13 protein-coding genes are annotated in these 12,634 nt (G+C 45.0%); 10 read left to right on the top strand and 3 right to left on the bottom strand.

The window, feature by feature from the left end:
- The first annotated feature begins 32 nt into the window (after positions 1–32).
- From deoB to G9U52_RS02990, 3 genes are all read left to right on the top strand, one after another.
- A complete protein-coding gene (gene deoB, locus G9U52_RS03000) occupies positions 33–1,208 on the top strand; it encodes a phosphopentomutase (protein WP_243767091.1) in 1,176 nt (391 codons plus the stop codon).
- Between the two features lie 62 nt (positions 1,209–1,270).
- Positions 1,271–2,101 carry a purine-nucleoside phosphorylase gene (locus G9U52_RS02995; protein ID WP_166145903.1) on the top strand — a complete coding sequence of 277 codons (831 nt, stop codon included), beginning with the start codon at positions 1,271–1,273 and terminating at the stop codon, positions 2,099–2,101.
- 35 nt (positions 2,102–2,136) lie between these two features.
- Positions 2,137–2,985: a purine-nucleoside phosphorylase gene (locus G9U52_RS02990; RefSeq protein WP_166145900.1), complete on the top strand. Its 849-nt coding sequence runs from the start codon at positions 2,137–2,139 to the stop codon at positions 2,983–2,985.
- Positions 2,986–3,030: 45 nt separating this feature from the next.
- On the opposite strand, the gene G9U52_RS02985 is transcribed toward G9U52_RS02990, so the two are convergent.
- Together G9U52_RS02985 and G9U52_RS02980 are read right to left on the bottom strand one after the other, a co-directional pair.
- Entirely contained in the window at positions 3,031–3,645 is a 615-nt protein-coding gene (locus G9U52_RS02985; protein ID WP_166145897.1) for an MFS transporter, read from the bottom strand.
- Positions 3,638–3,835: an MFS transporter gene (locus tag G9U52_RS02980; RefSeq protein ID WP_166145894.1), complete on the bottom strand. Its 198-nt coding sequence runs from the start codon at positions 3,833–3,835 to the stop codon at positions 3,638–3,640. The genes G9U52_RS02985 and G9U52_RS02980 overlap by 8 nt, the downstream gene beginning before the upstream one ends.
- Positions 3,836–4,094: 259 nt before the next feature.
- Between G9U52_RS02980 and G9U52_RS02975 the strand changes: the two genes are divergently transcribed.
- Together G9U52_RS02975 and G9U52_RS02970 are read left to right on the top strand one after the other, a co-directional pair.
- Positions 4,095–4,496: a flagellar protein gene (locus G9U52_RS02975; protein WP_166145891.1), complete on the top strand. Its 402-nt coding sequence runs from the start codon at positions 4,095–4,097 to the stop codon at positions 4,494–4,496.
- A gap of 253 nt (positions 4,497–4,749) precedes the next feature.
- A complete protein-coding gene (locus G9U52_RS02970; RefSeq protein WP_166145888.1) occupies positions 4,750–5,127 on the top strand; it encodes a cupredoxin domain-containing protein in 378 nt (125 codons plus the stop codon).
- A 124-nt stretch (positions 5,128–5,251) separates the two neighbouring features.
- Here G9U52_RS02970 and G9U52_RS02965 read toward each other — a convergent pair whose 3' ends face one another.
- Positions 5,252–6,052, bottom strand: coding sequence for a helix-turn-helix domain-containing protein (locus tag G9U52_RS02965; protein WP_166145885.1), 801 nt, complete (start codon positions 6,050–6,052; stop codon positions 5,252–5,254).
- A gap of 278 nt (positions 6,053–6,330) precedes the next feature.
- Between G9U52_RS02965 and G9U52_RS02960 the strand changes: the two genes are divergently transcribed.
- The 5 genes from G9U52_RS02960 (at position 6,331) to G9U52_RS02940 (ending at position 12,625) form a co-directional block, all read left to right on the top strand.
- On the top strand, positions 6,331–7,971 hold the full coding sequence (locus G9U52_RS02960; protein WP_166145882.1) for a type 2 periplasmic-binding domain-containing protein: 1,641 nt from the start codon (positions 6,331–6,333) through the stop codon (positions 7,969–7,971).
- Between the two features lie 101 nt (positions 7,972–8,072).
- Complete coding sequence (locus G9U52_RS02955) at positions 8,073–9,008, top strand: ABC transporter permease (RefSeq protein ID WP_243767090.1); 936 nt, start codon at positions 8,073–8,075, stop codon at positions 9,006–9,008.
- Between the two features lie 28 nt (positions 9,009–9,036).
- Positions 9,037–9,912, top strand: coding sequence for a carbohydrate ABC transporter permease (locus G9U52_RS02950; protein WP_166145879.1), 876 nt, complete (start codon positions 9,037–9,039; stop codon positions 9,910–9,912).
- 55 nt (positions 9,913–9,967) lie between these two features.
- Positions 9,968–11,155 (top strand): hypothetical protein, encoded by a 1,188-nt coding sequence (locus G9U52_RS02945; RefSeq protein ID WP_166145876.1) that lies wholly within the window; start codon positions 9,968–9,970, stop codon positions 11,153–11,155.
- A 138-nt stretch (positions 11,156–11,293) separates the two neighbouring features.
- Complete coding sequence (locus G9U52_RS02940; protein ID WP_166145873.1) at positions 11,294–12,625, top strand: pyrimidine-nucleoside phosphorylase; 1,332 nt, start codon at positions 11,294–11,296, stop codon at positions 12,623–12,625.
- Positions 12,626–12,634 lie beyond the last annotated feature (9 nt).

The following is a 12,634-nucleotide window of genomic DNA, read 5'->3' as shown; positions in this document are numbered from 1 at the left end:
TGAATGGTTGTTCATATACGGAGGTGGCAAGATTGAGATTTCAACGCATTTGTATAATTGTCTTGGACAGTGTAGGTATAGGTGAAATGCCGGATGCGGGGCAGTTTGGTGATCTGGGCTCCCATACTTTAGGCCATATTGCAGAGCGTAATCCTGGATTCACCTTGCCTCATATGCAAAAGCTGGGTCTTGGCAATATCGCTCCTATTCGAGGCATAGGTGAAGCCCTTCAGCCGCTTGCTTATTATGGAAAAATGGCAGAGGCTTCTGTTGGCAAGGATACCATGACAGGCCATTGGGAAATTGCCGGACTCCACGTCAATATCCCGTTTAATACATTCCCTGATGGGTTTCCAGCAGAGCTGATTGAACGATTCGAGCAGGAGACGGGCCGTAAAGTAATTGGCAATAAACCAGCCTCGGGAACGGAAATCTTGGATGAGCTGGCTGAAAGGCAGATGGCAACGGGGGAATGGATTGTTTACACCTCGGCAGACAGCGTGTTTCAGTTAGCTGCCCACGAAGAGGTGATCCCGCTCGAAGAGCTTTACCGCGGCTGCGAAATTGCCCGCAGGTTAACGCTTGACGAGCCCTATGCAGTAGGCCGTGTGATCGCCCGCCCTTATCTGGGCAAGCCGGGCGCATTCAAGCGTACTTCAAACCGGCATGATTATGCGGTAAAGCCTCCAGAGCCAACTTTATTAAACCATATTCAGGAGGCGGGTTTGGACTGTATCGCGATTGGTAAAATCAACGATATTTTCTCAGGAGAAGGGATTACGCATTCAAGGCCGACAAAAAGCAATTTGGATGGGATAGAAGCTACTATTGAACAGCTCAAACAACCTGTACATGGATTGATTTTTACCAATCTGGTTGATTTTGATTCGTTATATGGGCATAGGCGTGATCCTGTTGGTTATGGTAATGCTCTTAAAGAGTTCGACGAATGGCTGCCACGTATTATGGAGCAAATCGGCAATGACGATTTGCTTATATTGACTGCGGACCACGGCAATGATCCCATTCATGCAGGAACCGACCATACCCGTGAATATGTGCCTTTGCTTGTATATAGCCCCCTTTTTAAAAAGGGAGCGTCGCTTGGCATCCTTAATACCTTTGCCGATCTGGGCGCAACTGTAGCAGATAACTTTGGTGTAAAGGCTACCAGCAACGGCGTCAGTTTTTTGCAAAAGCTGAAATAGGGATAGGGCAATTAGTTGTGTTCATACATAAAATATCCGAATCTTGAAAGGGGCTGTACCATATGGGAGATCAAGCATTACTTAGTAATATTAAAGAAGCAGCTAACTATATTCGCCATCAATATGAAGCTATTCCGCAGATTGGGCTGATCCTTGGCTCAGGTCTTGGCGTTATAGCTGACTTGGTTGAGAATCCTACTGTAATCGAATATAGCGATATACCCCATTTTCCTATCTCTACCGTTGAAGGGCATGCAGGTGAGCTGTTGCTGGGGACAATCCATGGCAAGCACGTGCTGTTAATGAAGGGGCGGTTTCATCTTTATGAAGGCTATGGGGTAGATGTTGTTTCCTTCCCTGTGCGCGTAATGAAGGAGCTTGGGGTGGAAAAACTGATTGTTACCAATGCGGCAGGCGGCATCAATACGTCTTATGAGGTTGGCGATTTAATGATCATTAAAGACCATATTAACTTCACATTCCGTAATCCCCTGATTGGACCTAATATAAACGAGCTTGGCGTGCGTTTTCCAGATATGTCTGAAGCCTACAGCCGGAATTTGCGCCAAACTGCTCGTGAGGTAGCTTCTGAGCAGGGCTTAGAGCTTCCAGAAGGCGTATATGCAGGCTTGCTGGGCCCGTCTTATGAAACACCGGCGGAAATCCGTATGCTGCGTACATTAGGGGCAGATGCGGTCGGAATGTCAACCGTTGCTGAGGTTACTGTGGCTCGCCATGCGGGTATCGAAGTGTTGGGATTTTCCTGCATTAGCAATATGGCGGCTGGTATTCTTGACCAGCCATTATCGCATCAAGAGGTTATGGAAACAACGGAACGTGTAAAACCGAAGTTTCTTAAATTAATTCTGGGTATTGTCGCCAAGCTAGGCTAACAAATTGCTTGCTTGCTGAAAGGGGCTCGAATAGCTTGGAAACCAATTATAACCAACAGATTCAGGAGGCAGTCGCTTGGATGCGTGAGCGGTTGGATGGAGCTATCCCGCAGATCGGCCTTATACTAGGCTCCGGCTTAGGAGATATGGCTGAGCAGGTGGAAGCAGCTCTCAAAATTCCTTACGCGGATATCCCGCATTTTCCAGTATCCACTGTGGAAGGCCACGCGGGGCAATTCGTAATCGGCACGCTAGAGGGCAAACCCGTTATCGTGATGCAGGGTCGCTTTCATTATTATGAGGGCTATTCGATGAAAAAAGTGGTGTTTCCGATTTACGTGATGAAGCAGTTGGGTGTAAAGTCGATCGTAATAACGAATGCGGCGGGCGGAATGAACCGTGATTTTCAAGCAGGCGATCTGATGCTGATTTCGGACCACTTGAATTTGACAGGGGACAGCCCATTAATCGGCGCTAACCATGCAGAGCTAGGCGAGCGTTTTCCCGATATGTCGGAGGCTTATAACCGTGATTACCGGCATTTGGCGAAGGAAATCGCGGCAAGCATGAAGCAGGAGACTAAAGCGATTCGCTTGCAGGAAGGCGTCTACAGCGGAATTAGTGGACCGACCTACTTGCCTCCAGCAGAATTGACGATGCTGGCTAGGCTAGGCGGCGATGCCGTGGGCATGTCGACGGTAGGGGAGGTCGCTGCAGCGAGGCATTGCGGCTTGCAGGTGCTTGGGATTTCTTGCATCACCGACATGGCGATTGGCGAGGAGCTGGAGCCATTGACGCATGAGCAGGTGGTAGCGGTAGCCAATCGGACAAAGCCCATGTTTATTGAGCTGGTGCGGCGCTTTGTAGCCCAAGTGAAGGTTTAACCTAATAAAGAACCGTCCCATGCTATTTGGGACGGTTCTTTTGTTTTACGGAATCTCAGCTTGTGCGAGCTCAGCTTCCACAGCCCACTCCTTAAGCTTGCGGTCAGAAGGCAAAAAGATGGCAAGTAGTCCTATAAGTGGCAGGAAACAGCAAAGCTTAATGACATAGTCAATGCTTGTGGAATCGGCAAGCATGCCTAATGCAGCAGCTCCGAGCCCGCCTGCCCCAAAGGCAAGCCCGAAAAACAGCCCCGATACAGCTCCGATATGACCAGGCAACAACTCTTGGGCATAAACGACATTAACAGAGCCGCTAGACATAATTGTAAAACCGATGATGATGCAAAAAAGTATACTAATTTGGAAATTCACGTAAGGTAATAGGAAAGCGAACGGAAGTGCTCCAAGAATAGAGAACCAGATTACATTTCTTCGTCCCCATAAATCGGACAGATGGCCGCCAAAGAAGGTTCCGGCAGCACCCGCCGCCAGAAAGGCAAATACACACAATTGAGCTTCTTGGACGGTAAGCTGAAAGTGGTCCATTAAATAAAAGGAATAAAAGCTTGTGATTCCCGCCAAATAGGCCATTTTGGAGGTCAGAAGCAATATCAGAATTGTAATGGCAGCCGCAACCTTATTTCGATTTGCTCTAGGCATACCTGATTTGCTCTTTTTGCGTTGCTTTCTTGCATTCGTATACAACCTGCCGCGGAAATATAGCTGGGACTATCGATTGAATGGTATCATTTAGCAGATGTACCATGCTGACAGCAAACAAAATGCTAAATACGGTAGCGTTCTTTTTCACCGCAGCTTCGTTTGCTTCTTCTGAATGCTTTGTTTTCATGATGAAAACCCCCAAAACGGTGATATAGTTTGAGAAAGTATAGCATAGAACATCGTCCTGTAGTCAAAATCATAGCCGAAATAATGGTGACAACAAATCGGGGGATATTTGTGCCAAATAGGTGTATGTACCTCTATCCATAGGAATAGAACTCGGGATAAAATTTTTTCGAAAAAAAGATTATGGGTATGTATTACTATCGATTGTCATGTTATAATTGGTTCGATAGGACTACATTTTAAATTGGGAAGTGACAGCCATGAGTATTTTGATGGTAGCTAATTGTCCTGGTTGTGGCAAGGTTTTTCAAAAAAACTTGCGTAATCTTTGCTCATACTGCGTCATTGCCTTGCAGTCTGAGTTTGATGCTTGTGACCGTTATTTGCGGAGCAATCGCAAATCTACGACCCAGCAATTAAGTATGGCAACTGGCGTTTCGGAAAAACAAATCATGCTGTGGATTAAAGAAAGACGCTTGTCACCTTCCGACTATCCTAATTTAACCTATCCTTGCAATAGCTGTAGAGAACCGATCAGGCAGCAAGAGATGTGTATGTCTTGCCGCACTCGTCTAACCAATGATATTCGCGAAATGCAAGCGAAGGAAGTTAAACCGCTTATTTACAATACAGCCTATAAAAGCCACACCAATCGCTATTAATACAGGTAATGGTACCACTTACATAAGTAATAGCTTTTAATCAAGCCTTCACTTTTAGTGTGAGGGCTTTTTGTTTTTTTAGGTTAATGTGATAAAATGTCAATATTAGCAGTGTATAAGCAAAATTGTCACAAACTTTTCACCGGAACCATCCAAAAGGCAATAGGTAAAATGCAGTTCATTAGGTACAATGTTAAATAGGATTCCAGTTCGCAATAGCGTTGCCTGCGAAAAATGCATAGGAGGATTTACAATGTCAAAGTGGATCATGTTTAGTTTTATAATCGTAGCCTTTTTATTAGGCGTAGGTGTGTTGTTCCAAGATATTTCAGGTCGCCAAGCTGAAAATGCTTCGCAAGCACATGCAGGTCCCCAACTAAAATTTATTGCATCAAACTTTCAATTTGACCAAGCTGAATATACAGTGAAGTCCGGTGAAAAGGTCACTGTATCCTTGTTAAATAAAGAAGGGCTACATGCATTAGAGATTGTTGGTCTAGACGTGAAATTGGACGGTGCAACCAAGTCGGCTGAAGTAACCTTTGATAAACCAGGCACATATGAAATTCATTGCGTCTTGCCTTGCGGAACGGGTCATGCCAATATGAAATCGGTATTGATTGTAACTTAATTAGTTTAACGACTCTAGTGTATTTTTAGTTCATCTTTTACCGAATGTATACAAAAACCTCCAAATCCACCATAAGGTGGGCTGGAGGTTTTTTGTGGTTTCGAGATAAATAAGGTTTTTTGCCTTATTTGGCCCAGTTTTTATGCTTGCGGTATTGGGTGGGGCTCATTTTAATTTTTTGCTTGAAGAAATGGGAGAAATGGGACGTATCATAGAAGCCGAGATAGTCAGATATATTTTCGATACTATAATTGGAATTACTCAATAGTGAGCATGCTTTGTTAATTCTTAACTGGTTGTATAACTCAATGACGCCACTGCCGAATTCTCTTTTCACGAGTCTTTCGAGATGGGATTGGCTGATGGCTAATTCTTTTGAAACATCACTTAGGGTAATTTTTTGATCCAAATTTTTATTGAGAAACGTTAGCAGCTTGTTTTTAAAATCGATATCAGTGCCATTTACGGCGTTTTCCATACAAGCTACCATCACACCATCTAGGACGTTGGCTATTTTAATTTTGGAAAGCTTGGTAAGCTCCCGGCAGTCCTTCTCAAAGGCAGGCAGTACATCAAGCAAATGGCTATAGTCAATAACGATAAAATCCGGCATATAAACGTCCATCAGCCCAATAATCCCTTTAGCGTCCTTGTTGATTTGTAGGTTGATGCCTAGCTGGTAGTATCCGGTCTCTGTTCGCAAGGAATGAGGCTGAAAAGGTGGCGTAATGCAAATGTGACCTCTTTTTAGGACATACTCTTCACCATCTACTTTAAATAAAAGCACCCCTTCAATGACATAAATAATTTGAAAATAAGGGTGATGGTGTTCTGCCATATTCCAATCTTCACGTCTTCGATAGAAATTAACTTCTTCATAAGGCTCAGAAATATCGAAGATTAAAAAACTTTCATCTTTTTCCATATTCGCCAACTGACCTCCAGTGCTAAAGAAAGAATATGAACGAAATATACAAAAAGTTGGTTTGAATGTCAATGGAGCTAGGGCTTTACATGCCTTATAATCAAGGTATTAAGACATGCCAAGATATGATGACATTGGCGAGATTATACAACATTTTTTGAGGTCAAAGGTGAAAGCAGGATTTTAATAGAAAGGAAAGATGATTCAATTCTATAATGTAAACGCTATCTTTACGAGTATTGAGTATGCGCTTACTAAAAAAATAAGGAGGAACGATTATGTCTACCAAAAAGTTTGCTACGTTGATCGTCACATTACTATTCACAACTACAACAGTATTAGCGGGGTGCACCGATTCTAATACAGCGGCTCCTGCTGCACCAGCGAAGCCAGCGGATCAAACAGCTGCGCCTCAAGCAGGGGGGAAAATTTCGGATAAACCTATAACGGTTACGGGTTGGACGGATTTTATTCCTGCAACCGGTTCCAATGGAGTTACCAGCTATGCCGATCAAATTGTATGGAAAGAAATGACGAAAAAAACGAACATCACCGTAAAATGGGAAACCACCGCTGCGCCAGGTGCAGATGATTTTAAACAGCAATTGGGATTGATTATGGCTTCTGGAAAAATTCCGGATCTCCTAGGGCATATTGACCCCTTATTAGCTGACCAGTACGGCCGCCAAGGAGCGCTTCAGCCGCTTGAGGACTTAATCAAGCAGCATGCGCCCAATCTTCAGAAAATTTTGGATACAACACCAGCGGTAAAAGGACAAATTACTTCTCCTGATGGCCATATTTATTTTTTTCCAAGACTACTTCTCGACCCTCGTACGCAAGCATTTGCAGGTTATATGATCCGAGGGGATTGGTTAGAAAAAGTAGGCATGAAGGCGCCGGATACGACGGAGGAATTGTACCAGGTTCTAAAGGCGTTTAAAGAAAAAGACCCGAACGGAAATGGCAAAGCGGATGAAATCCCGTTTACGGATAACCCGAATCCAATCATTGGTGCTTTTGGGGTAGGCAGCAGAGGACCCAACAGCACGGACGATTTCTTCATCGAGGATAGCAAAATCAAATATGGTCCTACAGATCCGCGCTATAAGGATGCTTTGCAATACCTGAACAAGCTTTACGCTGAAGGCTTATTGGATCCGGAATATGAAAAAATGAAAGCGGATGTTCGCGAAGGCAGAATTTTGCAGGAGGTATCCGGTTTTATTTATGGATCAAACGCGGGCTATTTGACCAAGTTCAACAAAATGCTGGAAGGCGCCAATAAAAAGCCAGGCTTTATTGCAGTGGCAGCACCTAAAGGGCCGACAGGCGAACGCAATATTTTTGGCAAGCATAATGAAATTGATCCAGGTCGTGGCGTTTCCATCGCCAGCACGACTAAAAATGCGGTTGAGCTTACGAAGATGATGGACTACTTCTATTCCAAAGAAGGCGCCATGCTGCTGTACTTCGGCTTAGAAGGCGACACTTATACCATTAAGGATGGCAACCCTGTCTACACGGATAAGGTGACTACAGATCCAAAACTCGATATTCTCGGTTACTTGAATACTTATGTTGGATATGTTAGCGGTTGGCCATCCTCGCAAATTGCTGAGCATTACCTGGCAACGTTAAGTGATGAAGGCAAAAAAGGCAATGCATTGGCTGTTCAGCATGCTGGCAAGAAAAAGGTTCCTGCGCTGCACTTTACGCAAGAAGAGTTGAATGAAGTGCAGACGCTGCAAAGAGATATTAATACGTATGTTGATGAAAACATGAATGCTTTTATTCGCGGCAAAAAGCCGTTCACCGAATATGACGCTTTTCAACAAGGGCTTAAAAAGATCGGCTCTGACAAGCTAGGTGAGCTGTATAGCAAGGCGTACGGACGTTACACAGCTTCCATTAAATAATGTAAGCAATCAAGGAAAGACAAGAGGATCAAGCCGGGCTATGAACAGGAAGGAATGTTTCCTTCCTGTACTTGCCTGCAATCCTGGGAGGTGCATAGAACTTGGAAAATTCCGCAATAGCACGAAAAAATAACATGTGGATGCGTAACAAGGTAAAACGGAATTTAGTTTTATATGTATTCCTCGCACCAGCGGCCATTTATTATTTGTTATTCCATTATGCCCCGATGTATGGAACGTTGATCGCTTTTCAGGATTATAATCCTTTTCGCGGCATGTCGAGCAGCCCTTGGGTAGGCTTTAAGCATTTCGAGGCCTTTTTCAATTCGATTTATTTTTATCGTTTAATTCGTAACACGTTATTAATCGGTTTTTACAGTATTTTATTTGGGTTTACGATTCCGATTGTGTTTGCATTGCTGCTGCATGAGGTGAAGCATCCCAAATTCCGTAATCTGATCCAATCGATCAGCTACTTGCCGCATTTTATTTCCACAGTGGTGGTGGCAGGATTAATCGTGAATTTCACCTCGCCATCGACAGGTTTTATTAATGGCCTGATCGAGTTTTTTGGAGGCACTCGGATCGACTTTTTGCGTGAGTCTGGGTGGTTTCGAACGCTTTATGTGTCCTCAGGCGTATGGCAAACCGTGGGCTGGAGCTCGATTATTTATTTTGCATCGTTAACTGGAATCAGCCCAAGCTTATATGAAGCGGCCGAGATGGATGGAGCTAGCCGCTGGCAAAAGGTATGGCATATTTCCTTACCGGGTATTAAACCAACCATTATTACGATCCTGCTGTTGGATTTAGGGCGGGTTATGGATGTGGGCTTCGAGAAGGTGTACTTGCTTTATAATTCTACCACGTACGAGACAGCAGATGTCTTGAGCACCTATGTATACCGGTCTGGGCTAGAGCAGCAGCAATATAGCTTTGCCGCATCGGTAGGATTATTTAATTCGTTCCTGACCTTCGTCTTTATTATTGTCTGTAACCGAGTGGCCCGCAAGCTCAGCGGATATTCGCTATGGTAACCGAACTTATTGAAAGCGGGTGGGAGCAATGAATCAAACATCGCCCAAGATAAGCGGGGTTGACCTGGCGATCTATGTGGCCCTTGCTTTAACGGCACTATTATTTGTATATCCTTTTGTTTATATCGTATCGGCATCCTTTAGCGATCCGGCTCAAGTTATTGAGCATCCCATGCTGTTCCTTCCAATCGGCTTTACGCTGGAAGCCTACAAGCTATTGCTTTCTACCTCAACAATTTGGTTGGGCTATTACAATAGCATTATTTATACCGTAGCCGGGACGACATTAAACGTAATCGTCACCTTATTGGCAGCTTACGCTTTATCCAGGCAGGAGCTAGCAGGTAAACGAGTCATTATGTTTATGATTGTTATTACTTTATTTTTTAACGGAGGAATGATTCCCACCTATTTGATTGTCAAATCCTTAGGGCTACTGGACACACGCTGGGTATTGATCGTATCGGGCGCTGTAACCACATGGAATTTGCTAATCACCAAATCGTTTCTGGAGATGAATATCCCACAGGAATTGCGTGATGCAGCTGAGGTAGACGGTGCTACAGAGTTTACATTTTTCACTAAAATTGCTTTACCGTTATCAAAGCCGATTATTGCTGTTATTGCTCTATTTTACGGCTCCGGGCATTGGAACGCTTATTTTAACGCACTTATTTATCTTCGCCAGCGTGATCTTTACCCACTTCAAGTTTTTCTGAGAGAGATGCTGATTCTTGATCAAAATACAGAGATGATGGGGGATGTCAGTGACCAACGTGTGTTAGTCGCTTTGACGCTGAAATTTGCCATTATGGTCGCAGCGATAGCACCACTATTGCTAGTATTCCCTTTCGTACAGCGTTTTTTTGTAAAGGGCGTATTGATTGGCGCTTTAAAAGAATAAATGAAGCTTGGGGTTATGTCGACACAGTCAGGCATATTAGGAAATGGAGGCTTGTATGATGGAGTTAGAGAGAATTAAAAACAAAGCTGTGGAAATAGAGAGATTAACAGAGGGTGAAGGGCATTATTTTTATGGATATTATGACAATCCTGCCTGGAGCGGTGACGATCGCTACCATTTGTACCAAAAGGTAAAGTTTATGGACCGCATGCAGGAAGCTGACGATATAGCCGAAGTCGGCATGATTGATACCCATACGAAACAAACCATTCCGCTTGCCGAAACCAAGGCATGGAATTTCCAGCAGGGCTCGATGCTGCAATGGCATCCCTTGCATCCTAACGATGAAATTATTTTCAACCAACACACGGATGAAGGTATTCGGGGGGTTGTGATGAATGTCCATACCAAGCAGCAGCGGATGCTGGAGCTACCTGTAGTGAATGTCGATCCGACAGGCAAATATGCCCTTAGCGTTAACTTTAGCCGAATGTTTGACTTCCGCCCAGGGTACGGCTATGCAGGAGCGCCAGATCCATTCAAGGACGAGCCGCATCCCGAAGAAGACGGTATCTTCCTGATTGATTTGGCAACGGGGGCAAGCCGATTAATTTTGTCTTTACAGCAAATTTGGGATTTTACGAAAAGCTCCTTTGCCGGCGTTGATCAGAAAATAATGATTAATCATATTAATTTTAATACGGATGGCACACGTTTTGTTTGTCTAGTTAGAAACTTTCCTGTAGGAGGCGATAGCTGGAAATCGGCTATATTGACCGCTAATTATGACGGCAGTGACATGTTTCTTTTATCAGATTATAACCATGCCTCCCATTATCATTGGCGCGATCCCGAGCAGCTTGTTATTTATTCCAAAGGAGCGGAAGGCTCGTCTGCTGGTATCCAATTGTATGTGTTGAAGGATAAAACGCATGAAGTCAGTATATTGGACGAGCAATTTTTTGTTAGAGATGGGCACTGCAGCTACTCGCCAGACCGTACCATTCTGCTGTATGACAGCTACCCGGTTGATAGCTACCGCCATTTATACTTATATGATTTGGTACACCGCAAAGGTGTAACCTTGGCATCCTTGTATTCCTATCCTCATATTAAAGAAGATTTTCGCTGTGATTTGCATCCGAAGTGGAACCGTGCAGGCACTGTAATCTCGCTGGATTCGATTCATGAGGGTCAACGCCATATATATACGGTTGATGTTAGCCAGGCTTTTACTGAATAGAGAATTGTTTTTTTGAAGGAACCTTCAATTCCATTATGGAGCTGAAGGTTTTTTTCTGTAGTGAAGTTAGGAGTCCTTCCACTAATTGTGATAAAATTTAGTTATCTATTCACAATAAATGAGGCGGGGGAATGAACCATGAGAACCGTAGATATTATTCAAAAAAAACGCGATGCGCAGCCTCTGACAACAGAAGAGATTGATTTTATCATTGAGGGCTATACGTCGGGGGCAATTCCTGACTATCAGCTTTCTGCTTGGGCGATGGCCGTTTATTTCAACGGCATGACTGCCAAAGAAACAGCGGATCTGACCATGGCAATGGCACGCTCAGGTGACCAAGCGGACTTAAGCTCTATTCCAGGCATCAAGGTAGACAAGCATAGCACGGGCGGTGTAGGCGACACGACGACACTGATTCTGGCTCCGCTGGTTGCCGCAGCAGGCGTGCCCGTTGCCAAGATGTCTGGACGCGGGCTGGGGCATACGGGTGGAACGATTGATAAGCTGGAGTCCATCGAAGGCTTTCAGGTGGAATTAACGAAGCAGCAGTTTTTGCGGCAGGTTCAGGAGATCGGGGTCGCCGTTATTGGCCAATCAGGCAATATGACCCCGGCCGATAAGAAGCTGTATGGGCTGCGCGATGTGACAGCAACGGTAGAATCGATTCCGCTTATTGCAAGCTCAATCATGAGCAAGAAGCTTGCTTCAGGTGCTGATGCGATTGTTCTGGACGTTAAAACCGGCAACGGTGCTTTTATGAAATCGCTGGACGATTCGATTAAGCTGGCACAGGCGATGGTAGAGATTGGCGAGCAGGTCGGCCGGGAGACCATCGCTGTGATTACGAATATGGAGGAGCCGTTAGGCGAAGCCATCGGCAATGCGCTCGAAGTCCGCGAAGCGATTGAGACGCTGCAGGGTAAGGGACCTGCCGATTTGACCGAGCTTTGCCTTGTGCTGGGCGCTCATATGGTGCAGCTTGGTGGCAAAGCCGCAAGCTACGAGCAAGCCAGGGCAATCGTCAGCGAGCTGCTACACGATGGATCAGCCCTTGCCAAGCTGAAGCAGCTAATAGGTGCACAGGGCGGCGATGCGGGGATAACAGAGCATCCCGAGCTGCTGGCCACGGCTGCGTACCAAGTACCCGTGTTAGCCGAAGAAGAGGGAACGGTTTCGCAGATTGATGCAGAAGCGCTTGGCGTGACCGCAATGCTGCTCGGCGCTGGCAGGGCCACCAAGGACGATCCTATCGATCTTGCCGTAGGCATCGTGCTGAGGAAAAAGGTTGGCGATACCGCACAGGCAGGCGAAACAATTGCGGAGCTTCATATGAACAATAACGAGCCCATGTTCACGGAGGATATAACACAGCGGACACGTTCTGCGTTTACTTTTGTGCAAGGCGAGGTAGCGAAGCCGACACTTATCTATGCGATCGTAACCAAGCAGGGTATTACTAAGCTGTAACTGTAATGG

It is taken from the genome of Paenibacillus agricola (assembly GCF_011440305.1).
GTDB classification, from domain to species: Bacteria; Bacillota; Bacilli; order Paenibacillales; family NBRC-103111; genus Paenibacillus_S; species Paenibacillus_S agricola.
The sequence above is the reverse complement of the archived record's forward strand: the minus strand, read 5'-3'. Positions and strand labels throughout refer to the sequence as shown.

Bases quoted from the DNA above. Each gene is read 5' to 3' on its own strand.
- G9U52_RS02995 (WP_166145903.1), top strand. From the start codon at position 1,271: ATGGGAGATCAAGCATTACTTAGTAATATTAAAGAAGCAGCTAACTAT.
- G9U52_RS02985 (WP_166145897.1), bottom strand. From the start codon at position 3,645: ATGCCTAGAGCAAATCGAAATAAGGTTGCGGCTGCCATTACAATTCTG.
- G9U52_RS02980 (WP_166145894.1), bottom strand. From the start codon at position 3,835: ATGAAAACAAAGCATTCAGAAGAAGCAAACGAAGCTGCGGTGAAAAAG.
- G9U52_RS02975 (WP_166145891.1), top strand. From the start codon at position 4,095: ATGAGTATTTTGATGGTAGCTAATTGTCCTGGTTGTGGCAAGGTTTTT.
- G9U52_RS02970 (WP_166145888.1), top strand. From the start codon at position 4,750: ATGTCAAAGTGGATCATGTTTAGTTTTATAATCGTAGCCTTTTTATTA.
- G9U52_RS02965 (WP_166145885.1), bottom strand. From the start codon at position 6,052: ATGGAAAAAGATGAAAGTTTTTTAATCTTCGATATTTCTGAGCCTTAT.
- G9U52_RS02960 (WP_166145882.1), top strand. From the start codon at position 6,331: ATGTCTACCAAAAAGTTTGCTACGTTGATCGTCACATTACTATTCACA.
- G9U52_RS02950 (WP_166145879.1), top strand. From the start codon at position 9,037: ATGAATCAAACATCGCCCAAGATAAGCGGGGTTGACCTGGCGATCTAT.
- G9U52_RS02945 (WP_166145876.1), top strand. From the start codon at position 9,968: ATGATGGAGTTAGAGAGAATTAAAAACAAAGCTGTGGAAATAGAGAGA.
- G9U52_RS02940 (WP_166145873.1), top strand. From the start codon at position 11,294: ATGAGAACCGTAGATATTATTCAAAAAAAACGCGATGCGCAGCCTCTG.